Annotated in this window: 19 protein-coding genes and 2 tRNA genes; 19 read left to right on the forward strand and 2 right to left on the reverse strand. The window is 54.8% G+C overall.

Annotated elements, in window-relative coordinates:
• Nucleotides 1-4: 4 nt before the first annotated feature.
• Nucleotides 5-889: an NAD(+) kinase gene (nadK, locus tag ACZYTD_RS15175; protein WP_463893290.1), complete on the reverse strand. Its 885-nt coding sequence runs from the start codon at nt 887-889 to the stop codon at nt 5-7.
• Between the two features lie 180 nt (nt 890-1,069).
• On the opposite strand from nadK, the gene grpE reads away from it, so the two are divergent.
• The 4 genes from grpE to greA all read left to right on the forward strand — a co-directional run bounded on the left by grpE (nt 1,070) and on the right by greA (nt 5,637).
• Nucleotides 1,070-1,651 carry a nucleotide exchange factor GrpE gene (grpE, locus tag ACZYTD_RS15180; protein ID WP_463893292.1) on the forward strand — a complete coding sequence of 194 codons (582 nt, stop codon included), beginning with the start codon at nt 1,070-1,072 and terminating at the stop codon, nt 1,649-1,651.
• 219 nt (nt 1,652-1,870) lie between these two features.
• On the forward strand, nt 1,871-3,799 hold the full coding sequence (gene dnaK / locus ACZYTD_RS15185) for a molecular chaperone DnaK (RefSeq protein ID WP_463893293.1): 1,929 nt from the start codon (nt 1,871-1,873) through the stop codon (nt 3,797-3,799).
• An 87-nt stretch (nt 3,800-3,886) separates the two neighbouring features.
• Nucleotides 3,887-5,023, forward strand: coding sequence for a molecular chaperone DnaJ (gene dnaJ / locus ACZYTD_RS15190; protein WP_463893295.1), 1,137 nt, complete (start codon nt 3,887-3,889; stop codon nt 5,021-5,023).
• Between the two features lie 137 nt (nt 5,024-5,160).
• Entirely contained in the window at nt 5,161-5,637 is a 477-nt protein-coding gene (greA, locus tag ACZYTD_RS15195; protein WP_463893297.1) for a transcription elongation factor GreA, read from the forward strand.
• A gap of 76 nt (nt 5,638-5,713) precedes the next feature.
• On the opposite strand, the gene yhbY is transcribed toward greA, so the two are convergent.
• The gene (gene yhbY, locus ACZYTD_RS15200; RefSeq protein WP_463893329.1) at nt 5,714-6,010 is read right to left on the reverse strand and encodes a ribosome assembly RNA-binding protein YhbY; all 297 of its coding nucleotides are present in this window, start codon (nt 6,008-6,010) and stop codon (nt 5,714-5,716) included.
• Between the two features lie 96 nt (nt 6,011-6,106).
• Between yhbY and rlmE the strand changes: the two genes are divergently transcribed.
• From rlmE to ACZYTD_RS15275, 15 genes are all read left to right on the forward strand, one after another.
• Nucleotides 6,107-6,736, forward strand: coding sequence for a 23S rRNA (uridine(2552)-2'-O)-methyltransferase RlmE (gene rlmE, locus ACZYTD_RS15205; protein ID WP_463893298.1), 630 nt, complete (start codon nt 6,107-6,109; stop codon nt 6,734-6,736).
• Between the two features lie 45 nt (nt 6,737-6,781).
• Nucleotides 6,782-8,743: an ATP-dependent zinc metalloprotease FtsH gene (gene ftsH, locus ACZYTD_RS15210; RefSeq protein ID WP_463893300.1), complete on the forward strand. Its 1,962-nt coding sequence runs from the start codon at nt 6,782-6,784 to the stop codon at nt 8,741-8,743.
• A gap of 59 nt (nt 8,744-8,802) precedes the next feature.
• A complete protein-coding gene (folP, locus tag ACZYTD_RS15215; protein ID WP_463893301.1) occupies nt 8,803-9,642 on the forward strand; it encodes a dihydropteroate synthase in 840 nt (279 codons plus the stop codon).
• Nucleotides 9,643-9,652: 10 nt separating this feature from the next.
• Nucleotides 9,653-10,987 (forward strand): phosphoglucosamine mutase, encoded by a 1,335-nt coding sequence (gene glmM, locus ACZYTD_RS15220; protein WP_463893302.1) that lies wholly within the window; start codon nt 9,653-9,655, stop codon nt 10,985-10,987.
• A gap of 324 nt (nt 10,988-11,311) precedes the next feature.
• On the forward strand, nt 11,312-11,650 hold the full coding sequence (secG, locus tag ACZYTD_RS15225) for a preprotein translocase subunit SecG (protein ID WP_463893304.1): 339 nt from the start codon (nt 11,312-11,314) through the stop codon (nt 11,648-11,650).
• A gap of 7 nt (nt 11,651-11,657) precedes the next feature.
• Nucleotides 11,658-11,742, forward strand: a tRNA-Leu gene (locus ACZYTD_RS15230).
• Nucleotides 11,743-11,811: 69 nt separating this feature from the next.
• A tRNA-Met gene (locus ACZYTD_RS15235) sits at nt 11,812-11,888 on the forward strand.
• A 185-nt stretch (nt 11,889-12,073) separates the two neighbouring features.
• Nucleotides 12,074-12,532, forward strand: coding sequence for a ribosome maturation factor RimP (gene rimP, locus ACZYTD_RS15240; protein WP_463893305.1), 459 nt, complete (start codon nt 12,074-12,076; stop codon nt 12,530-12,532).
• A gap of 14 nt (nt 12,533-12,546) precedes the next feature.
• Complete coding sequence (gene nusA, locus ACZYTD_RS15245; protein WP_463893306.1) at nt 12,547-14,046, forward strand: transcription termination factor NusA; 1,500 nt, start codon at nt 12,547-12,549, stop codon at nt 14,044-14,046.
• Between the two features lie 17 nt (nt 14,047-14,063).
• Nucleotides 14,064-16,736: a translation initiation factor IF-2 gene (infB, locus tag ACZYTD_RS15250; RefSeq protein ID WP_463893308.1), complete on the forward strand. Its 2,673-nt coding sequence runs from the start codon at nt 14,064-14,066 to the stop codon at nt 16,734-16,736.
• A 51-nt stretch (nt 16,737-16,787) separates the two neighbouring features.
• Nucleotides 16,788-17,219: a 30S ribosome-binding factor RbfA gene (gene rbfA / locus ACZYTD_RS15255; protein WP_463893310.1), complete on the forward strand. Its 432-nt coding sequence runs from the start codon at nt 16,788-16,790 to the stop codon at nt 17,217-17,219.
• 2 nt (nt 17,220-17,221) lie between these two features.
• Nucleotides 17,222-18,178: a tRNA pseudouridine(55) synthase TruB gene (gene truB, locus ACZYTD_RS15260; RefSeq protein ID WP_463893312.1), complete on the forward strand. Its 957-nt coding sequence runs from the start codon at nt 17,222-17,224 to the stop codon at nt 18,176-18,178.
• Nucleotides 18,179-18,284: 106 nt separating this feature from the next.
• On the forward strand, nt 18,285-18,554 hold the full coding sequence (gene rpsO / locus ACZYTD_RS15265; RefSeq protein ID WP_463893314.1) for a 30S ribosomal protein S15: 270 nt from the start codon (nt 18,285-18,287) through the stop codon (nt 18,552-18,554).
• 278 nt (nt 18,555-18,832) lie between these two features.
• Nucleotides 18,833-20,980: a polyribonucleotide nucleotidyltransferase gene (gene pnp, locus ACZYTD_RS15270; protein WP_463893315.1), complete on the forward strand. Its 2,148-nt coding sequence runs from the start codon at nt 18,833-18,835 to the stop codon at nt 20,978-20,980.
• 205 nt (nt 20,981-21,185) lie between these two features.
• The gene (locus ACZYTD_RS15275) at nt 21,186-22,874 is read left to right on the forward strand and encodes a trypsin-like serine protease (protein ID WP_463893317.1); all 1,689 of its coding nucleotides are present in this window, start codon (nt 21,186-21,188) and stop codon (nt 22,872-22,874) included.
• Nucleotides 22,875-22,892 lie beyond the last annotated feature (18 nt).

Genomic DNA, 22,892 nt, shown 5'->3' on the forward strand with positions numbered 1-22,892 from the left:
TTTTTTAGAAGAGTTTGCTGCCCCAGCCCAACTTGCTGCGCAATACGTTGAAATAGCTGTGACCTGTGGGGTGAATGAGCCTGAGCTTGTACTGGCATTTGCGAATGATGATCTCATCGCCAGGGTGGACGGCCAGGGTGACATGGCCATCGCAGCTGATCTGCAGCTGATCGTCTATGTTGTCAGGCGAGACCACTAATTTCACCTCGCTGTCGGCATCGATGACGATAGGGCGGCAGCTCAGGGTATGGGGGAACATGGGGACCAGGGCGATGGCGTTGAGTTGCGGGGTAAGGATGGGGCCGCCAGCCGAGAGCGCATAGGCGGTGGAGCCCGTGGGTGTGGCTACTATGATGCCATCGGCCCGCTGGCTATACATAAAGACATCGTCGATATGGACAGCGAAATCGATCATGTGCGCTATCTTGCCGGGGTGCAGCACCGCTTCGTTCAGCGCCGTATTGGAGGCCTTGAGCTCACCATAGCGATAGACGCTGGTATTGAGTAGAAAGCGCTGTTCGGTCTGGTAGTGGCCATTGAGCACCTCGGTCAGCGGCGCTTCAAAATCCTGGGGGGAGAGGTCGGTGAGAAAGCCAAGATTGCCGCGGTTGACACCCAGTACCGGAACATCGTAGCGAGCCAGTACCCGGGCGGCACCCAGCATATTGCCATCGCCACCGACCACTATGGCCAAGTCGGCGGCCTTGCCCAAATCGACCAGGTCGAGCGCCTGAGCTGGGGAAACCCCTAACTGTTGCGCGACACGGCTTTCCACTAGCGTGTCTATCCCGAGCGAGGTCAGAAAGTCATTCAGTATCTTCAGGGTCTGATTGGTGCCAGGGTGATTGGGCTTGCCAATCAGCGCAACCGTCGCAAAGTGGGTTGACATCCAGTGTCCTCATACCAAAGGGAGGGGGCAGTATAACGCTAATGGAGATGAGTGCTAACTCGGGCTTGCGCTCTTTTGCCCACGGGCTTGCGAACACACGTCAACAAGATGAGCTCTTGAAAGCTGTCACATCATCCCCATAATAAGCAGCAAGTAAAGAACTGCTGTGTCGGAGATGTCATGAGTAACCAAGAACAACCTATTGAACAGCCCCTAGAGCCGGGTGCAGACGAGATGCTAATTGAGCAGGCCGAGCCTGCAGCCGAGGTGAGTGTGGCCGAATTAGAGCAAAAGCTGAGCGAGGCTGAGGCCAAGGCGCAAGAGGAACGAGATCGGGCCCTGCGCGTGGCTGCCGAAATGGAAAACTTGCGCCGCCGTGCCGCCATGGATGTGGAGAAGGCCCACAAGTTTGCCCTGGAGAAGTTTGCCAGTGAATTGCTGCCGGTGATCGACAGCCTGGAACGTGCGCTGGAACTCTCTGATCGTGAGAATGAAGTGTTGAAGCCGACGCTGGAAGGGGTGGAGCTGACGTTGCGCTCCATGCTCAATACTGTGGGTAAATTTGGGGTGGCAGCCATCGATCCACAAGGTGAAAGTTTCGATCCGAATCGCCATCAAGCCATGAGCATGCTGGAAAACGCCAGTGTGGCGCCCAACACAGTCCTGGCCGTGATGCAAAAAGGGTATGAACTCAATGGTCGTGTCATTCGCCCTGCCATGGTGATGGTGGCCAAGGCGCCGAGCATTGATGTGCAGGCCTGAGTTTCAGAGCTGTTTTGACCAAGCCCACCAAAATTTGGTGGGTTTTTTGTACTCAGCCTCTTGAAGGCCGCAGATAAGAGCCCCATATCGTGAATAACGCCATGAGGCGGGATGAAAAAAATGAGCCGCAGCAGTTGAAAGCGTGGCACTACATCCCCACTTAGCAGGTTAAGAAGAGAAGTTAGCCGCAATTTTTTTGCAGATTTACGGAGATTTAAAATGGGTAGAATCATTGGTATTGACCTGGGTACGACCAACTCTTGTGTTGCCATTCTCGATGGTGACCACGCGCGCGTGATTGAAAACGCCGAAGGCGACCGTACAACTCCGTCCATCATTGCATATGCTGATGACGGTGAAATCCTGGTCGGTCAACCAGCCAAGCGCCAAGCCGTTACTAACCCCAAGAACACCCTGTTTGCCATCAAGCGCCTGATCGGTCGCCGCTTCGAAGATGAAGAAGTGCAGCGCGATCTGAAGATCATGCCTTATGGCATTACCCGCGCCGACAACGGTGATGCTTGGGTTGAGGTGAAGGGCAAGAAGATGGCCCCGCCGCAAATTTCAGCCGAAGTGCTGAAGAAGATGAAGAAAACCGCAGAAGATTTCCTGGGCGAGCCGGTGACCGAAGCGGTTATCACAGTGCCTGCCTATTTCACCGATGCTCAGCGTCAGGCGACCAAGGATGCTGGCCGTATCGCCGGTCTGGAAGTCAAGCGTATCATCAACGAACCGACTGCCGCGGCGTTTGCCTATGGCGTCAACAAGGTTAAGGGTGAGCGCAAGGTTGCCGTTTACGATCTGGGTGGGGGTACCTTCGATATCTCTATCATCGAAATTGATGAAGTCGAGGGTGAGACGACCTTTGAAGTGTTGGCCACCAATGGTAACACTCACCTGGGTGGTGAAGACTTTGACAACCGTCTGATCAACTATCTGGTGGACGAGTTCAAGCGTGAGCAAGGCATTGACCTGCGTAACGACATGCTGGCGCTGCAACGTCTGAAAGACTCTGCAGAAAAGGCCAAGATCGAACTCTCCTCTACCCAGCAGACCGATATCAATCTGCCCTATATTACGGCCGATCAGACCGGTCCCAAGCACATGAACATCAAGGTGACTCGCTCCAAGCTGGAGTCCCTGGTAGAAGACATGGTTAAGGATTCGCTCGAACCAGTCCGTATCGCCCTTAAGGATTCTGGTCTGTCGGTCTCCGAGATTGACGATGTGATCTTGGTGGGTGGTCAGACCCGTATGCCTATGGTGCAGAAGGTGGTCTCCGAGTTCTTCGGTAAAGAGCCGCGTAAAGATGTTAACCCCGACGAAGCGGTAGCCATGGGCGCTGCTATTCAGGGTGGTGTCTTGGCGGGTGAGAAGCATGACGTACTTTTGCTGGACGTTACCCCGCTCTCCTTGGGTATTGAAACCATGGGCAGCGTGATGACAGCGCTCATCGAGAAGAACACTACCATTCCGACCAAGAAGTCCCAGGTCTTCTCCACGGCTGATGACAATCAGTCTGCGGTGACTATCCATGTGTTGCAGGGTGAGCGTAAGCGCGCCAGCGACAACAAGTCTCTGGGTCAGTTTAATCTGGAAGGTATCCGTCCGGCGCCGCGTGGTCTGCCCCAGGTAGAAGTGACGTTTGACATCGATGCGGATGGTATTCTCCACGTCTCGGCCAAGGATAAAGATACTGGCAAGGAGCAGAAGATCACCATCCAGGCCTCTTCCGGTCTCTCTGATGCCGAAATCGAGCGCATGGTGCGTGAAGCCGAAGCCAACGCCGCTGAGGACAAGAAGTTCGAAGAGCTGGTCCATGCTCGCAATCAGGCCGATGCCCTGATCCATGCTACCCGTAAGCAGATCACCGATGCGGGTGAAGCCCTACCCAGCGATGAGAAGCACAATATCGAAGCGGCCATCAAGGCGTTGGAAGATGCCCTGAAGGGAGACGACAAGTCAGCTATCGAAGCCAAGCAGCAGGAGCTGATGAGCGTGGCACAGAAGCTGATGGAGATCGCCCAGCAGCAGGCCCAACACCAGGCTCATGCCCAGGGTGAGGGTGCTCAGCAGCACTCCTCTGGCAAGGGCCAGGATGATGTGGTCGATGCCGAGTTTGAAGAAGTTAAAGACGACAAAAAGTAATAGTTGCCGGGTTGTTCGGTAGCCAAAAACGGGCGTTGGGCAACCAACGCCCGTCTGTGTATTCACCAGACTCGGATTTGAGAAATCATGTCAAAACGCGATTTTTATGAAGTACTGGGTGTAGAACGTAGCGCGGATGAGCGCGAAATCAAGAAGGCGTACAAACGCCTGGCGATGAAGTTCCACCCAGACCGTAACCGGGAAGATCCCCAAGCGGAAGATAAGTTCAAAGAGGTCAAGGAGGCTTACGAGATCCTGACTGACCCGCAAAAACGGGCCGCTTACGACAAGTTTGGCCATGCCGGCGTTGATCCCAGCATGGGTGGCGGCGGATTTGGTGGCGGTGCGGGCAACGCTGACTTTGGTGACATCTTTGGCGATGTATTCGGTGACATCTTCGGTGGGGGTCGCCGGCAACAACGTGCGGCCCGGGGCGCCGATCTGCGCTACAACATGGAGCTCTCCCTCGAGGAGGCAGTTCGTGGGGTCAGCAAGGAGATCAAGGTGCCCACCCTGGTTGGCTGCGATGAGTGCCATGGTTCAGGCGCTAAGGCCGGAACTCAGCCCCAGACCTGCCCGACGTGTCATGGCACAGGTCAGGTGCAGATGCGCCAGGGCTTCTTCGCCGTGAGCCAGGCCTGTCCCCACTGCCGGGGCAAGGGCAAGATCATCAAAGATCCCTGCCGCAAGTGCCATGGTGAAGGGCGCTATCAGAAGACCAAGACCCTGTCGGTCAAGATCCCGGCTGGCGTGGATACAGGCGATCGCATCCGTCTGGCGGGCGAAGGGGAGGCCGGAGAGTATGGTGCTCCGGCTGGGGATCTCTATGTGCAGGTGCACGTCAAAGATCACCCCATCTTCGTACGTGATGGCAACAATCTCTTTTGCGAAGTGCCGATCAGCTTTACCTCAGCCGCACTCGGTGGCGAGGTCGAGGTGCCGACGCTGGAAGGGCGCGTGATGCTGAAGATTCCGTCAGAAACCCAGACTGGCAGCATGTTCCGCATGCGGGGCAAAGGGGTGCGCTCCCTACGCTCCGGGGCCGAGGGGGATCTCATCTGCAAGGCGGTGGTCGAGACACCAGTCAATCTCAGCGAGCCGCAAAAAGAGCTGTTGCGGCAGTTGGATGAGTCACTGAACGGGGCCGAGATCAAGCTGCATAAACCCAAGGCACAGGGTTTCTTCGATGGCGTTAAACGCTTCTTCGATGATTTGACCAGTTGATGCCTCAATCCCCATAGGGGATGACCTCCTGCGCCATTCATATTAGAATGAGTAAAAGGTTGGTGAATGTCTGCCTGAGCTGGTCTCGGGCAGACTTTATTTTTTCCAGATCATGCTATTGCGACAAGGGTTAGCGTATGAATCAAACCCCAATGACGGTTCGCGGCGCTGAAAAGCTGCGTGAAGAGTTGGAATATCTCAAGAGCGACTTGCGTCCCAAGATTATCGAAGCGATTGCCGAGGCTCGAGCCCACGGCGATCTGAAGGAAAATGCCGAGTACCATGCGGCCCGTGAGCAGCAAAGTTTTTGTGAAGGGCGCATTCAGGATATTGAAGGTAAACTATCTCAGGCTCAGGTCATCGATGTGACCAAGTTGCCCAATACGGGGCGCGTGGTGTTCGGTGCTACTGTGACGGCCCTGAAAGGGGATACTGAGGAAGAGATCACCTATCGCATCGTCGGCGACGATGAGGCGGATTTCAAACAGGGGCTGATTTCGGTGAACTCACCGATTGCTCGCGGGCTGATCGGTAAAGAAGTTGATGATGTTGCGTTGATCAAAACCCCGGCTGGTGATGTCGAATATGAGATCCTTGAGGTGAAATACCTCTAGTCTGTGCAACATCAACAGCAAAAGGGGGCCAAGGCCCCCTTTTAAAACAAGTGGTAGTGCTTATTTACGGTAGTGCTTATTTACGCGGCAGGTTGAATTTACTCTCTTCAGCCTGGCGGAACAGGGTCAGGGTATTACCCATCATTTGTACCTGTGCCGCGCGGGTTTCGCGCACAATGGCTTGAGCGATCAGCTGTTTGGTTTCACGATCTTCACCCGCCACTCTCACCTTGATCAGTTCATGGTGAGCCAGGGCGGCATCGATCTCGGCCAACACGCCTTCCGTCAGACCATGCTGGCCCAGCAGTACCACGGGCTTGAGGCTATGGGCCACACCTTTCAGATATTGCTTCTGTTTGGTCGTCAGATTCATGGCTATTTCTTCATTGGTCAGGATTGAAAGGGGCATATTCTACCCCCATATTCTGACTAATACTAATAGCCTTTATGGTTAGAGTAATAATTGATCATGAGTAAAAAGAAGCGTACACCCAGCTCTACTCGCTGGTTGAAAGAGCATTTTGAAGACAAATATGTGCAAAAAGCACAGAAGTTGGGGCTGCGTTCCCGTGCCGTCTTCAAGATTGACGAGATCCAGTTAAAAGATAAGTTGATCAAACCCGGCATGACGGTCGTCGATTTGGGGGCCGCCCCCGGTGGCTGGTCACAGTTTGCCGTGGAGCAGGTGGGGGATAAGGGGCGAGTCATTGCCTGTGATCTTCTGCCCATGGATCCCATAGCCGGCGTCGACTTTTTGCAAGGTGACTTTCGGGATGAGGCCGTACTGGCCGCGCTGTTGGAACGTGTTGGCGATGCCAAAGTCGATGTGGTGATGTCAGATATGGCGCCTAACATGTCGGGAAACCTGGCGGTGGACCAACCTCGTTCCATGTACTTGGTGGAGCTGGCACTCGAGATGTGTAGCCAGGTATTGGCACCCAACGGCAGCATAGTGGTGAAGGTATTTCAGGGCGTGGGGTCAGAAGAGTATCTCAAGGCTATTCGGGAGCAGTTCAAGGTGGTCAAGGTACGCAAACCTGATTCATCACGAGCTCGTTCACGAGAAGTCTACATTGTGGCTACAGGTTTTAAACTGTAGTAACCTGCTTTCGAACCCTAGCCATCAAATTGCGAGGTTATAGATTTGAGTGATATGGCGAAAAACCTGATCCTTTGGCTGGTCATCGCAGTGGTGCTGATGTCGCTGTTCCAAAGCTTCAGCCCAGGCGACAGCTCAAGCCGACAGCTGGACTACTCCAGTTTTGTCAAAGATGTCTCCCAGGAGCAGATACGCGAAGTTCGCATCGATGGCAAGACCATCAATGGCGTCAAGCGTAATGGCGATAAGTTCCTCACCATAATACCGGTGCAGGATAACCAGCTGATCAATGATCTGCTTAACCACAATGTGCGCGTGCTGGGTGAGAAGCCGGAAGAGCCAAGTCTGCTGGCCTCAATCTTCATCTCCTGGTTCCCCATGCTGTTGCTCATCGGCGTCTGGGTCTTCTTTATGCGCCAGATGCAAGGTGGTGGTGGCAAGGGCGCTATGTCCTTTGGCAAGAGCCGCGCTCGCCTGATGGGCGAGGATCAGATCAAGACCACCTTTGCCGATGTCGCCGGTTGCGACGAGGCCAAAGAAGAGGTCAAGGAGCTGGTGGATTACCTTAAGGATCCCTCCCGCTTCCAGAAGTTAGGTGGCAAAATCCCTAAGGGCATACTGATGGTGGGGCAGCCAGGTACGGGTAAAACCCTGCTGGCCAAGGCCATTGCCGGTGAAGCCAAGGTGCCATTCTTCTCCATCTCGGGTTCTGATTTTGTGGAAATGTTTGTGGGTGTCGGCGCCTCTCGGGTGCGAGACATGTTCGAGCAAGCCAAGAAATCTGCACCCTGCATCATCTTCATCGATGAAATCGACGCCGTAGGTCGCCAACGTGGTGCGGGTCTGGGGGGCGGGCATGATGAGCGTGAACAGACCCTCAACCAGATGCTGGTGGAAATGGATGGTTTCGAAGGTCACGAAGCGATCATCGTCATTGCTGCGACCAACCGTCCCGATGTGCTGGATCCGGCCCTGTTGCGGCCTGGCCGCTTCGATCGTCAGGTGGTCGTCGGCTTACCCGATGTTCGTGGTCGGGAGCAGATCCTCAAAGTCCACATGCGTAAGGTTCCCTTGGGCGATGATGTGGATGCCTCTGTCATTGCTCGGGGTACACCGGGTTTCTCCGGGGCGGATTTGGCCAACCTGGTTAACGAAGCCGCGTTGTTTGCAGCTCGGGGCAACAAGCGCCTGGTGGGCATGAACGAGTTTGAGAAGGCCAAGGACAAGATCATGATGGGCGCTGAGCGCAAGTCTATGGTCATGTCGGAGAGCGAGAAGGAGATGACGGCCTATCATGAGGCGGGTCATGCCATTGTTGGCCGCATGGTGCCGGAGCACGATCCTGTCTATAAGGTCTCTATCATTCCCCGTGGCCGTGCCTTGGGGGTGACCATGTACCTGCCGGAGCAGGAGCGTTGGAGCCATTCCAAGCAGTATCTGGAATCGATGATCTCCAGTCTGTATGGTGGGCGCTTGGCTGAAGAGATCATCTATGGTCGTGAGAAAATGACCACGGGTGCCTCTAACGATATTGAGCGGGCTACTGACCTAGCGCGTAAAATGGTGACCCAATGGGGTATGTCCGAGCAGATGGGGCCCATGCTCTATGCCGAAGAGGAGGGGGAAGTCTTCCTCGGTCGCTCTATGGCCAAGGCTAAACATATGTCGGAAGATACGGCTCGCGTCATCGATGCCGAGATCAAGCACATCATCAATCGCAACTACGACAGGGCCAAACATGTTCTGATGGAGAACATGGACATTCTTCATGCCATGAAGGATGCCCTGATGAAGTACGAGACCATAGATGCCAAGCAGATTGATGATCTGATGGCCCGCCGTGAGGTAAGAGCACCAGTCGAAACGCCACTGGATGACAACCCCTCAGCGGATCAGACTCCACCGCGGGTCGATGAGCGGAGTGATGACACCAAGAGTACTCCTGATGATACCTCTTCCGAGGCTCGTCAAGGTGTAGAGCCGGACTCGTCTAATCAAATGCATTAATTCGTGTTGTGACACAAACCCCGAGCTGGTCTCGGGGTTTTTCTTTGGAGCGAATTCCTATGATGTTGTGTAGCAAGGGACGCACTCTGGACCTTTCAACCCCGCAGGTGATGGGGATCCTGAATATTACTCCAGACTCTTTCTCGGATGGTTCCCGTTTCTGCCAGTTGGAACAAGCCTTAACCCATGCCGCCGCCATGGCGCAGGCTGGCGCCACGCTGATCGATGTGGGGGGGGAATCAACGCGTCCGGGTGCCGCCGATGTTAGTTGTGAAGAGGAGATGGCTCGGGTGATCCCGGTCATAGAGCGGATTGCTGCCGAACTGGATGTCTGGATCTCGGTGGACACCTCAAAACCCGCTGTGATGCGGGAGAGCGTGGCCGCTGGGGCACATCTTATCAACGATGTGCGAGCGCTGCTGGAACCTGGTGCATTAGCGTGCGCGGCAGCTGCTCAGGTGCCGGTTTGTCTGATGCATATGCAGGGACAGCCACGCACCATGCAACTGGAACCTCATTATGATGATCTCGTCGGAGATATCTGTAGCTTCTTTGAACAGCGCATAGGGGCTTGTCTGGAGGGAGGAATTCCGCGTGAACACCTTATTTTGGATCCAGGATTTGGCTTTGGTAAGACACTGGTGCAGAATTATCAACTTTTAGGGCGCTTGGCCGAATTAGCCCGCTTCGATTTGCCCCTGCTGGTAGGAATGTCGCGTAAGTCTATGATAGGTCAACTGCTCGACCGACCAGTCGAAGAGCGGTTAGCCGGTAGCCTGGCTGCGGCCTTGTATGCGGTGACTCAGGGTGCGCAGATAGTGCGGGTACATGATGTACAAGAGACGGTCGATGCGTTGCGGGTATTCAGTTACCCGGAGCATCTAATCAGAATGAGATGACATAATTATTATGAGCAGAAAGTATTTTGGTACCGACGGGGTGCGGGGATTAGTGGGACAGTATCCCATCACACCTGATTTTGTGATGAAGTTAGGCTGGGCTGCCGGAACCGTATTGGCTAAGCAGGGAACCCGTAAGGTACTGATAGGTAAAGACACACGCATCTCGGGTTACATGCTGGAGTCGGCTCTGGAAGCCGGATTGTCCGCTGCGGGGATCAAGGCTGTGTTGCTCGGACCCATGCCAACGCCAGCGGTTGCCTATCTGACCCGCACCTTCCGTGCCGAGGCTGGGGTGGTGATCAGTGCGTCTCACAACCCCTACTATGATAACGGCATTAAATTCTTCTCCACCGATGGTACCAAGCTACCAGATGAGGTTGAGCTGGCCATTGAGGCTCAGTTGGATTGTGAGATGAGTTGCGTGGAGTCCGATAAGTTGGGCAAAGCCACACGCATAGATGATGCTCCAGGCCGCTATATCGAATACTGCAAGAGCTCATTCCCCAGTGAGTTGAGCTTAGACGGGCTTAAGATAGTGCTGGATTGTGCCCATGGCGCGACCTATCACATTGCTCCTTCCGTATTCCGGGAGCTGGGTGCCGAGGTGGTGGTCATTGGTGGCGAGCCTAACGGGATCAATATCAATGCCCAGGTTGGCTCTACCCATCCCGAGGCATTGATCGCTCGGGTGCAAGCCGAGCAAGCCGATTTGGGGATTGCCTTTGACGGCGATGGCGATCGGGTCATGATGGTCGATCAAGGGGGTTACCTCATCGATGGTGATGAAATTCTCTACATCATAGCCCGGGATCTACATGAGCAGGGCAAGCTGCTGGGTGGCATTGTCGGCACACAGATGACGAATCTGGGCTTAGAGTTGGCTCTGGCCGAGCTGGGTATCGAATTCCGCCGAGCCAAGGTGGGTGACCGCTATGTAATGGAGATGCTCAAGGAGCTGGGTTGGCGCCTGGGTGGCGAGAACTCGGGTCATGTCATCTGCCTGGATCATGGCACAACGGGGGATGGCATAGTCGCGGCGTTGCAGGTACTCAAGGCGATGGCGCGCAGTGGTGGCGACTTGCAACGCTTGCGCTCTGGGATGAGCAAATTTCCGCAGATCCTGGTCAATGTGCGGTTTACCGCCAGTGAAGACCCGGTGCAAGATGGTGCCGTATTGGCCGCTGTGGCTGAGGCCGAGCGGGAGCTGGCCGGTCGTGGGCGTGTGTTGTTGCGTAAATCCGGCACCGAGCCTTTGATCCGCGTCATGGTCGAGGGGGAGGTTGAAGCGCAGGTTGTGCGCTTGGCCAATGCCATTGCCGAGCAAGTCAAGTTGGTGAAATAAGGGGCCTTTCATACTAGGTTCCTGTTTTGCCGAGAAAATGTGCAAACAAACTAGAAAGTGAAAAAACAGCTTGTCAGCCATGTGGCAGCTGGATAGTATTAGCCCCGCTCCAGCAGCATGACAGTTCGTGGTCGCCTTGCGACTAAATGACTGAGCAGGCCGGGGCTGATAGCTGTAGATGGGTCAGACCACGCAGAGATAGGTTTGAAAGGCAGCGATCCTCGTCGTTGTCAGCGATTGAACCTCAGGTTCTCGCGTTCCTTGCTGGCACAGCCCGACATCCAGATGTCGAATTAAATCTGAAAGTCAGCTTAAGGTGTAACTATGTACGAAATTTTATTGGTGGTTTATCTGTTGGTTGCGCTGGGCTTGGTTGGCTTGGTGTTGATCCAGCAAGGTAAGGGTGCAAGCATGGGTGCCTCTTTCGGTGCCGGAGCATCAAACACCGTGTTTGGTTCGTCAGGTTCTGGTAATTTCATGACCAGAGCAACAGCAGTTCTGGCTACGCTTTTCTTCGTTCTTAGTCTGGTTCTTGGCGGTATGGGTAATAATCGTACCAAGCCTGCCGAAAATTGGAGTGATCTCTCCAAACCGGCTGCAGAGCAGGTGGAAGTGAAGAAGGCCGATGTGCCGGTCAAGAAAGACGCAGACGTACCAAATTAAGAGTTTTGCCCAGCTGGTGGAATTGGTAGACACGCTATCTTGAGGGGGTAGTGCTTCCGGGCGTGCGGGTTCAAGTCCCGCGCTGGGCACCAAAATATAGAAGTAAGTCGCTTTGCTTGAAGCCTGATTCAGGAGCGACTATACTCTCGCACGATTTCGGACGCGGGGTGGAGCAGCCTGGTAGCTCGTCGGGCTCATAACCCGAAGGTCGTCGGTTCAAATCCGGCCCCCGCAACCAATCAATCACGTCATGTTCGCAGCAGCGAGCGACGGTCGTCAGCGAGGCGACAATCAGGGTCCAGTTGGAAAGCCCCGATTTGAAGAATCGGGGCTTTTTGTTATCTGCGATTCACACTAGTCATTGTAGTGTTTGTCACTGTACTGGGCTATTTCAAGCCCTTTTTTCGTTTATGGAGGGTTGCCTTGGCGACGCTGGAACAACGATTGGATCAGATGCTAGAGGGCCCGATCCAGGCTCTTGGCTTCGAACTTTGGGGCATTGAATTTGTCCGGGCGGGCAAGCATTCAACGCTGCGCGTCTATATTGAACACCCTGATGGGATCACAGTGGAAAACTGTGCCGAGGTGAGTCATCAGGTGAGCAGTATCTTGGACGTGGAAGACCCTATCAGTACCGAATATAACCTGGAGGTTTCCTCTCCAGGCCTAGATAGACTCCTGTTCAAACCTGAGCAATATGAAAAATATCTTGGCGAGCAGGTAAACCTGACGCTGCGTATGGCGGTTAACAATCGCCGTAAATATAAGGGTGTTATCATTAAGGTGGAGGGTGAAATGATCACTCTGCGCGTCGATGGTAATGATGAGACTGTTGCCTTTGCCAATATTCAGCAGGCAAATCTGGTTCCGAACTTTGATTGACGAGGCTGTCGGACATGAATAAAGAGATTTTGGCAGTTGTAGAAGCGGTGTCCAACGAAAAGGCAGTGCCCCGCGAGAAGATCTTCCAGGCGCTGGAGACGGCACTGGCAACTGCAACCAAGAAAAAATATGAAGGGGATGTTGAGGTTCGTGTCAACATCGATCGCAAAACAGGCGATTATGATACCTTCCGTCGCTGGCAAGTGGTTGATGTCGAGGGACCGCTGGAAAATCCGTTCCGCGAAATCACTCTGGATGCCGCTCGCGTAGATGAGCCGGAAATTCAAATCGGTGAATACGTTGAAGATCAGATTGATTCGGTAACCTTTGACCGTATCACGACCCAGACCGCCAAGCAGGTGATTGTCCAGAAGGTCCGTGAAGCTGAACGTGCTCAAGTGGTCGATCAGTTCAAGGATCAAGAAGGCACCATCATCACAGCTGTGGTGAAAAAACAGAACCGCGACAACGTGATCATGGACCTGGGTAGCAATGCCGAGGGTGTCCTGTATCGTGATGATATGTTGCCGCGTGAATCCTATCGTCCCGGTGATCGGGTCCGTGGTCTGTTGGCATCGGTGCGCCCGGAGGCTCGTGGTTCCCAGTTGTTTGTCAGTCGGACCCATCCTGATTTCCTGAAAGAGCTGTTCCGTATCGAAGTACCTGAAATTGGCGAAGAGATCATCGAGATCAAGGGTGCTGCTCGCGATCCGGGTTCTCGCGCCAAGATTGCCGTCAAGACCAATGATCGTCGCATCGATCCGGTCGGGGCATGCGTCGGCATGCGAGGCGCTCGTGTACAGGCGGTTTCAAGTGAGTTGGGCGGTGAGCGTATCGATATCGTGCTGTGGGATGATAATCCTGCGCAGTATGTAATCAACGCCATGGCTCCGGCGGATGTGGCCTCCATCATTGTTGATGAAGACCATCACACCATGGATATTGCCGTCATCTCCAGCAACCTGGCTCAGGCTATAGGTCGAAATGGTCAGAACGTGCGTCTGGCATCCCAACTGACCGGTTGGGAGCTAAACGTGATGACAGTTGAAGACATGCAAGCCAAGCATCAAGCGGAAAAAGATCGCATCCTCAACCTGTTTACTCAGGCCCTGGATATCGATGACGAGTTCGCCGAGGTGCTGATCGATGAGGGCTTCTCTACGCTAGAAGAGATTGCCTATGTGCCGGTTAACGAACTGCTCACCATTGATGGGTTCGATGAAGGCACAGTCGAAGAGTTGCGCGGTCGGGCTAAACAGGCTCTGACTACTCGGGCTCTGGCTAAAGAGGAGTCATTCGAAGGTGTTGAGCCTGCCGATGACCTGCTGGAGCTCAAGGGCATCGGCCGAGAGATGGCCTATATGCTGGCAGCACGCGGTATTGGGACGCTTGAAGATCTGGCTGAACAAGGTATTGACGATCTGATGGGGATCGAAGGCATGACCGAAGAGAAAGCGGGCCAACTCATCATGGCTGCTCGCAATATCTGCTGGTTCGGTGAGCAGGCCGAATAAAACTGCGGAGGTAATGAATGGCAGAAGTATCTGTAACACAACTGGCCAATGATATTGACACATCAGTAGAGCGTCTTCTTCAGCAGTTCACTGATGCAGGGATCCGCAAGTCTGTCGATGATATGGTCAGCGAAGATGAGAAGCACACACTGCTGGCTCACCTGAAGAAACAGCATGGCGGCGCCGATGATGCCGAACCCAAGCGCATGACCTTGCAACGCAAGACAAAAAGCACCTTGAGCGTTCAGGGTGTAGGTGGTAAGAACAAGTCTGTACAGGTAGAAGTGCGTAAGTCGCGCACTTATGTCCGTCGCTCAGCTGCCGAAGATGAGACCAAGGCTGCCGAGGAACAGGCTAGTCGTGAGGCCGAGGAATTGGCTCGCCGCGAAGCGGAGGAGCAAGCTCGGAAGGCAGCGGAAGTCAAGGCTGCAGAGGCGAAAGCCGCTGCCGAAGCCAAGGCCAAGGCTGACGCTGAGGCCAAGGAAAAAGCTCGTAAAACCTCCTCAGCAACACCAGTGAATGATGCCGAGAAAAAGGCACGCCAAGAGGCAGAAGAGATGGCCAAGCGTGAAGAAGATGCGCTGAAACGTCAGCAAGAGCAGGAAGCCCGTCGTAAGGCGGAAGAGGAGTCTGCTCGCATAGCCGAAGAGGCGAAGCGTCTGGCTGAAGAAAACAGTGCTCGTTGGGCAGAAGAAGAGGCCGCCCGTCGTAAGGCGGAAGAGCAGGAAGAAGATCCTGCCGCTACCTCTGCGTATGTAAAGGAAGCGGAAGCTCAGCGTGAGCGCGAAGAAGAGGCGCGCAATCGTCGCCGCGGTGGCGTCAAGAAGACCAAAAGCCGCGAAGATGATGACCGTGAAGAGCGCGGAGCTCGCCAACGTAAAGGCAAGCGCAGCAAGAGCTCCCTCCAGCATGGTTTCAACAAGCCGGTTCAGCCTGTCGCACGCGATGTGGTGATCGGTGAAACCATCACGGTCGGCGAATTGGCGGCCAAGATGGCGGTCAAGGGTGTAGAAGTGATCAAGGTGATGATGAAGATGGGCGCCATGGCGACTATCAATCAGGTCATCGATCAGGAAACTGCCCAGCTGGTTGCCGAAGAGATGGGTCACAAGGTTATCCTGCGTCGCGAAAACGAGCTGGAAGAAGCGGTCATGCAAGATCGTGATTCCACCGCCAAGGCGGAAGGCCGTGCGCCAGTGGTTACTATCATGGGTCACGTTGACCATGGTAAGACCTCTCTGCTGGACTACATCCGTAAGGCTAAAGTAGCTGCGGGTGAAGCGGGTGGTATTACCCAGCATATCGGTGCTTACCATGTGGAAACCGAGAATGGCATGATCACCTTCCTGGATACCCCGGGTCACGCGGCGTTTACCGCCATGCGTGCTCGTGGTGCCAAGGCGACGGATATCGTAGTCCTGGTGGTGGCAGCCGATGATGGCGTCATGCCGCAGACTATCGAAGCTATTCAGCACGCCACGGCCGGTAACGTGCCTATGGTTATTGCTGTCACCAAGGTGGACAAGCCAAGTGCCGAGCCGATGCGTGTCATGACTGAATTGACGCGTTATGGTGTGGTTGCTGAAGATCTGGGCGGTGAGCATCAGTTCGTCAAGGTTTCGGCCAAGACGGGCGAAGGTATCGACGATCTGCTGAATGCCATACTGGTGCAGTCTGAAGTTCTCGAATTGAACGCAGTTCGTGACGCTATGGCCAGCGGTGTGGTGATCGAATCCCGTCTGGACAAGGGCCGCGGCCCTGTGGCGACCGTGCTGGTACAAGAAGGGACTCTGCGTCAGGGCGATATCGTTCTGTGCGGTTTCGAGTATGGCCGTGTTCGCGCCATGCGTGATGAGCTCGGACGTGAGATTAAGGAAGCCGGTCCCTCTATTCCGGTGGAAATCCTGGGTCTGTCCGGGGTTCCTGCGGCGGGTGATGAAGCGACTGTCGTCCGTGACGAGAAGAAGGCCCGTGAAGTGGCGCTCTATCGTCAAGGTAAGTTCCGTGACGTCAAGCTGGCACGTCAGCAGAAGGCCAAGCTGGAAAACATGTTCTCCGGCATGGGTGAAGGCGAAGTCTCTGAACTCAACGTGGTGCTGAAGGCCGACGTTCAGGGTTCTGTAGAAGCCATCTGCGACTCTCTGCTCAAGCTCTCCACCGATGAGGTGAAGGTCAAGATCATCGGCTCTGGTGTAGGTGGTATCACCGAAACTGACGCCAGCCTGGCTGCGGCATCCAATGCCATCGTCCTGGGCTTCAACGTGCGTGCCGATGCTTCTGCACGTCGCGTGATCGACTCCGAGAGCATTGACCTGCGCTACTACTCAGTCATCTATGATTTGATTGATGAAGTTAAGCAGGCCATGAGTGGTATGTTGGCTCCAGAATTCAAGCAGCAGATCATCGGTTTGGCTGAAGTTCGTGATGTCTTCAAGTCACCGAAGTTTGGTGCCGTGGCGGGTTGTATGGTCACCGAGGGTACCGTCAAGCGCAGCAGCCCGATCCGGGTTCTGCGTGACAACGTGGTTATCTACGAAGGCGAGCTGGAATCTCTGCGTCGCTTCAAGGATGACGTACCCGAGGTCAAGAACGGTTACGAATGTGGTATCGCGGTGAAGAACTACAACGACGTACGACCCGGCGATCAGATCGAAGTCTACGAAGTGGTGGAAATTCAGCGTACGCTGTAATCTCACTCGATAGAGGGGGCGTAATGCCCCCTCTTTATTCAGGAGTCCTGAATGGCTAAAGAATTCAGTCGTGCCCGCCGCGTTGCTCAGCAATTGCAGCGTGAAGTGGCCATGATACTGCAGCGTGAGGTCAAGGATCCACGCATCGGCATGGTGACAGTATCGGATGTTGAGGTCTCAGGCGACCTGCAGCACGCCAAGGTATTTGTTACTTTTCTTAACTATGCCGAGCAAGAGCAAGATGCTGAACAGAGTGATGCGCAACGTATCGAAACTGGCCTCAAGGGCTTGACTGAGGCATCGGGATATATTCGTATACTGCTTGGCAAGGCCATGCAGCTGCGAGTCGTGCCCGAGTTGCGCTTTGCCTATGATAAGACGCTGGTTGAGGGGATGCGTATCTCCAACCTGGTAAGTAACACGATTCGCGATGACGAAGAGCGTTTACACGCTGGCGGTCAGAGCGAGGAGGCTAAAGACTAAAGATGTCTCGAAGACGTCGCTTCAAAGGCCGTGATGTGCATGGCATTCTGCTGCTGGATAAGCCCAGTGGCATCACATCCAACGATGCTTTACAACAGGTAAAGCGTATCTATAACGCGGCGAAAGCTGGTCATACCGGTGCGCTCGATCCTCTGGCTACGGGCATGTTGCCTATCTGCCTGGGGGAGGCCACCAAGTTCTCCCAATTTCTGCTGGATGCCGACAAGCGTTATCAGGTAACGGCTAAGCTGGGTGAACGTACCGATACTAGCGATGCCGATGGCACCATCATCAGCACCCGTCCGGTCAAGGTAAGTGACAGCCAGTTGCAAGAGGCGTTGGCCCGGTTCCGTGGCGAAACCCTGCAAGTTCCGTCCATGTTTTCTGCGCTCAAGCATCAGGGCCGGCCCCTGTATGAATATGCGCGCGAAGGCATCGAGATTGAACGGGAAGCCCGGCCTATCACAGTCTATGAGCTGAACTTGTTGGCGTTTAGTGCAGATCAGTTGACCTTGGATATTCATTGCTCCAAGGGCACCTATATTCGCACCATCATAGATGATCTGGGTGAGCTGTTAGGCTGTGGCGCCCATGTGACGCACTTGCACCGTAGTCAGGTCGCAACCTATCCCGCCGAGCGCATGGTGACATTGGAGCAGTTGCAAGGCTTGTTTGAGCAGTGCAAGAGCGAAGGTCGGCCACCGCGGGAGGATCTGGATCCGTTGCTCTTGTCCATGGATACCGCAGTCGAACGTTTACCTGAGGTGAACATGTCCGACGTCGTCGCTAGCTACGTGACCCAGGGGCAGGCCGTTCAGGTGGCTAAATCGCCACTTTCCGGGTTTGTTCGCATGACTGTGGGCAACGAGCGCGAATTTATTGGTGTCGGCGAGATCGATGAGGATGGCAAGGTCGCGCCTCGTCGTCTGGTGCGTATCGGTGGTGAGCTCGAGGAATAAGCGCGTTAGCGGTTGCGGCAGCCTGTGCTCTATGGCAGAATGCCGCCGCCTATTCCTCCGCTGAATTAGTGATCGGCGGGGGATCACATCTAGTTGGAGAATCACTATGTCACTAAATGCCGAAACCAAAGCGCAAATCGTTGCTGACAATGCCCGTTGTGCAAATGATACTGGCTCACCAGAAGTCCAAGTGGCTCTGCTGACCGCTTCTATCAACCATCTGCAAGGTCACTTCGAAGTGCACAGCAAGGATCACCACGGTCGTCGTGGCCTGCTGCGCATGGTTTCCCAACGTCGTAAGTTGCTGGACTACCTGAAGCGTAAAGACGCTGCTCGTTATCAAGCTCTGATCCAGAAGCTGGGTCTGCGTCGTTAATTCGTCGCCATGCTGTAAGCAACTGGGCGGTTGTAATAACCAAACGGTTTTTAAGAAGGAGGCCTCGGCCTCCTTTTTGTTTTTTTCCGAAAGAGTTCATTATCGTTTCGCCTGCCTGCGACTACCATCGACTCTAGGTCCGGTTTACTGGCTATCAAACTGCCCGGAACCTCGGCGCTGCTCACAAAAAAGAAGCTGTTGCGCTTGCTTACCTTTGGTGGTTGATCGGCTATAATCATGCGCGAAATTAGCGACCCAAACATATAAAGGAAATTCACGTGAATCCTATTGTAAAAACCTTCCAATACGGTCAACACACCGTCACCCTGGAAACCGGCGTCATGGCTCGTCAAGCAACTGGTGCTGTCATGGCCAGCATGGACGATACCGCCGTGTTTGTTTCTGTTGTTGGTAAGAAAGAAGCGACTCCGGGTCGTGATTTCTTCCCGCTGACTGTCAACTATCAAGAGCGTACCTATGCGGCCGGCCGCATTCCCGGTGGTTTCTTCAAGCGTGAAGGCCGTCCGAGCGAAGCCGAGACCCTGATCTCTCGCCTGATTGACCGTCCGATCCGCCCGCTCTTCCCGGAAGGTTTCCTCAATGAAGTTCAGGTGATTGCCACCGTCGTTTCTGCCAATCCGCAGGTTCCGACTGACATCATCGCCATTCTGGGCGCCTCTGCTGCCCTGGCCATTTCTGGCATTCCGTTCAATGGTCCGATTGCTGCCGCTCGCGTTGGTTACATCAATGGCCAGTACGTTCTGAACCCGACCAGCAGCGAAACCAAGCATAGCGATCTGGATCTGGTCGTTGCCGGTACCGAAGCCGCTGTGTTGATGGTGGAATCCGAGGCCAAGATCCTCTCTGAAGAGACCATGCTGGGCGCCGTAGTTTACGGTCACGAGCAGATGCAAACCGCCATTCAGGCCATCAAGGAGTTTGCTGCCGAAGTGGGCACCAAGGCGTGGGATTGGCAGGCTCCTGCCGTCAATACCGTACTGAAAGAGAAGATTGCCGAGCTGGCGACTGCCGAGCTGGGCGAAGCCTATCGCATCACCGAGAAGGCTGTGCGTTACGAAACTATCTCTGCACTGAAGCAAAAAGTGGTTGCCCAGATCGTCGCTGACGATGCGACTCAAGATGCTAAGCTGGTCGGCGAAATGTTCCATGCTCTGGAGAGCGACATAGTGCGTGGTCGCGTGCTGCGCGGTGAGCCGCGCATCGATGGTCGTGACCCGCAGATGGTTCGTGCCCTGTCCATGGGCACTGGTCTGTTGCCACGTGTTCACGGCTCTTCCCTGTTCACCCGTGGTGAGACTCAAGCCCTGGTAGCCTGTACTCTGGGTACTGAGCGTGATGCACAAAACCTGGATGAGCTGGCTGGCGAACGTACCGATCGCTTCATGCTGCACTACAACTTCCCACCGTACTGTGTGGGTGAAACTGGCATGGTCGGTTCACCTAAGCGTCGTGAAATCGGTCATGGTCGTCTGGCGAAGCGCGGTGTTGCTGCCGTTATGCCTAGCTATGACAAGTTCCCGTACACAGTGCGTATCGTTTCTGAAATCACTGAGTCCAACGGCTCCTCTTCCATGGCGTCCGTGTGTGGTTCCTCTCTGGCGCTGATGGATGCAGGTGTCCCCATCTCTGCCTCCGTGGCCGGTATTGCCATGGGTCTGGTGAAAGAAGGCGACAGCTTCGTTGTTCTGTCTGACATTCTGGGTGATGAAGACCACCTGGGCGACATGGACTTCAAGGTAGCGGGTACCTCAGCAGGCGTTACTGCGCTGCAGATGGATATCAAGATTGAAGGCATTACCAAGGAGATCATGCAGATCGCCCTGAAGCAGGCTCGTGATGCGCGTCTGCACATCCTGAAGGTAATGGATGAGGCGCTTGCCGCTCCTCGTGACGATATCTCCGATTTCGCACCACGCATTCATACCATCAAGATCAATCCTGAGAAGATCAAGGACGTGATCGGTAAGGGTGGCTCTGTGATCCGTGCTCTGACCGAAGAGACTGGTACTACCATAGAGTTGGATGATGACGGTACAGTTAAGATTGCTGCCGTGGATGGTGAAGCCGCCAAGGAAGCCATCCGCCGTATCCTGGCCCTGACTGCTGAAGTTGAAGTGGGTCGCGTCTACGAGGGTAAGGTTACCCGTCTGGCCGACTTCGGTGCCTTCGTCAACATACTGCCAGGCAAAGATGGTCTGGTACACATCTCGCAAATCACCGATGAGCGTGTGAAGGATGTCTCCGATCACCTGAAGATGGGCGATGTGGTCCGTGCCAAGGTTCTGGAAGTGGATCGTCAAGGTCGCGTGCGTCTCTCCATCAAGGAAGCCAAGCGTGATGAGTCTGGCGAACCCGTTGCAGCAGAAGATCTGCCTGCCGATGAGCTCGAGCAAAGCGCAGAGTAATTTAAGCTGTTGAAAAAAACCGCCGATATCGGCGGTTTTTTTTTGACCATCAATGAGCCATCTCCTCCTTTTTACTGAATTTTACCTGGTCTAACACTGCAATAATCCCTCTTCTGTCTTACCATCTGAGACATAGTGTGTAGTCACAGGATTATAACTCATGGTGCAATGCCACCTTTTTTCGCGGCTCTTTTGGCCTTGTGCCATGACACTCCTTTTTTCTCTGCCAGCACAAGCCGCTATGCTCTCGGGGATTGTTGGGGGAAGTACCTCGGTGGAGGGGGCCTGGCCCTGGATGGTGAGTCTGGAAAGTGCGGCTAGCAGCAGTACACCCTATGCTGCGCACTTTTGTGGTGGCGCTCTGGTGGGGCAGGCGTGGGTAGTGACGGCGGCCCACTGCGTATTGGGCGAAGAGCCCAGCAAACTGGTGGTCCGGGTTGGGGGTTATGATTTGCGCTCTAGCTCCACGGCCGGCACCTTGGCGAAGATTGATCGCATCCTGGTTCATCCCAGTTACCATCCTGCCACCTATAATCACGATCTGGCGTTGTTACACCTTAGCGCCGCTGTGAACATCGAGCCCCTGCCATCCCTGGGTTACAGTGCCATGGCCGCTATGGCCAGTGGTACCAATCTGCTCACCATGGGGTGGGGAGCCACCAGTGCGCAGAATAGCAATAGCTACCCCTATCTGCTGCAGCAGGTCACGCTGCCACTGATCGCCGAAAGTGTCTGCTCCGCCGCTTATCCGGGCGCCATCACAGAGAATATGGTGTGTGCGGGTCTCATGAGTGGCGGTAAGGATAGCTGTTATGGCGATTCTGGCGGGCCGCTGATCGTGGGCACGAATAGCAGTAATGCGCAGCAGGTAGGTATAGTCAGTTGGGGGGATGGTTGCGCCAGCCCTGGTGCACCAGGTGTCTATACCCGCTTGGCCAATTATACCGACTGGTTGAACCAGCATCAGCAGCACCTCTCCATGGATACCCATACCGATTTTGGCTATCTGCCGCTAGGGTACCGCCTAACGCGCCAAATCCAGGTGCTCAACGAAGGCCAGAGTCCGGCCACGTTGACCAATCTGCTGCTGGATACCCAGCAAGGGTTTAGCATCACGGCCGATAGCTGTGTTAACTCCAGCCTGGTTGCGGGGGCCAGTTGTGCCATCACAGTCGGCTTCACGGGCACAGTGGCGGGTCAGAGGCAGGAGTCTGTGGTGGCCACAGATAGCGGTTCGGCGTTTGAGTTGCGTACCCAGTTAAGTGCCACTGTGCTGCCCAAGGTGAGCTTCGGTAATGCTATTACCCGTACCTCGCTTGACTGGTATTCGGGGGGGGATGCCACATGGAGCGATGGCAAGTTAAGTGGAGGCCGGCTGCCTCTGGTCGCGGGCTCGGGTTTGACCGATGGTGTTGCCGTGCTGCAGACCACGATCACTGGGCCTGCCACCCTCAGCTTTGAATGGAATGTGGTGGGCGGCGATGACTACACCTTGCTGAGCAATCGCCTGGATGGTGTGGCGCTGAGTTCGGCGACCAATAACAGCTGGCGTACCCAGACCCTGAGTGTACCGGCGGGAAGTCATCTGGTGGATTGGCGCTTTACCAAGAGCAGTTTGGCCCCTACCTTGGCTGAGGCCAAACTGGCTAACCTGGTGATCACCGCGGCCAGTAGTAATAGCACCACGGATAGCTCATCACAGAGTGGAACAAACAATAGTTCTACGTCCACCACCACTACCTCGACCACCACTACCGTGACCACGGATAGCCCTAATACCACGACAAGCAGTTCTTCGGGGGGGGGCAGTGTTGGCTGGGGAGCATTACTGGTGCTGGCTGGCGTGCTTGGCCGTCGCCGGAGTGGATGCATCACGGATCGGCTGTGGGACTGAGGCTGCCGCCTGGGCCCG

The organism is Pseudaeromonas sp. HNCC25DJ180 (assembly GCF_055413345.1).

Coding starts and splice junctions, on each gene's coding strand:
- nadK (WP_463893290.1), bottom strand. CDS start 889: ATGTCAACCCACTTTGCGACGGTTGCGCTGATTGGCAAGCCCAATCAC.
- grpE (WP_463893292.1), top strand. CDS start 1,070: ATGAGTAACCAAGAACAACCTATTGAACAGCCCCTAGAGCCGGGTGCA.
- dnaK (WP_463893293.1), top strand. CDS start 1,871: ATGGGTAGAATCATTGGTATTGACCTGGGTACGACCAACTCTTGTGTT.
- dnaJ (WP_463893295.1), top strand. CDS start 3,887: ATGTCAAAACGCGATTTTTATGAAGTACTGGGTGTAGAACGTAGCGCG.
- greA (WP_463893297.1), top strand. CDS start 5,161: ATGAATCAAACCCCAATGACGGTTCGCGGCGCTGAAAAGCTGCGTGAA.
- yhbY (WP_463893329.1), bottom strand. CDS start 6,010: ATGAATCTGACGACCAAACAGAAGCAATATCTGAAAGGTGTGGCCCAT.
- rlmE (WP_463893298.1), top strand. CDS start 6,107: ATGAGTAAAAAGAAGCGTACACCCAGCTCTACTCGCTGGTTGAAAGAG.
- folP (WP_463893301.1), top strand. CDS start 8,803: ATGATGTTGTGTAGCAAGGGACGCACTCTGGACCTTTCAACCCCGCAG.
- glmM (WP_463893302.1), top strand. CDS start 9,653: ATGAGCAGAAAGTATTTTGGTACCGACGGGGTGCGGGGATTAGTGGGA.
- secG (WP_463893304.1), top strand. CDS start 11,312: ATGTACGAAATTTTATTGGTGGTTTATCTGTTGGTTGCGCTGGGCTTG.
- nusA (WP_463893306.1), top strand. CDS start 12,547: ATGAATAAAGAGATTTTGGCAGTTGTAGAAGCGGTGTCCAACGAAAAG.
- infB (WP_463893308.1), top strand. CDS start 14,064: ATGGCAGAAGTATCTGTAACACAACTGGCCAATGATATTGACACATCA.
- rbfA (WP_463893310.1), top strand. CDS start 16,788: ATGGCTAAAGAATTCAGTCGTGCCCGCCGCGTTGCTCAGCAATTGCAG.
- truB (WP_463893312.1), top strand. CDS start 17,222: ATGTCTCGAAGACGTCGCTTCAAAGGCCGTGATGTGCATGGCATTCTG.
- rpsO (WP_463893314.1), top strand. CDS start 18,285: ATGTCACTAAATGCCGAAACCAAAGCGCAAATCGTTGCTGACAATGCC.
- ACZYTD_RS15275 (WP_463893317.1), top strand. CDS start 21,186: ATGACACTCCTTTTTTCTCTGCCAGCACAAGCCGCTATGCTCTCGGGG.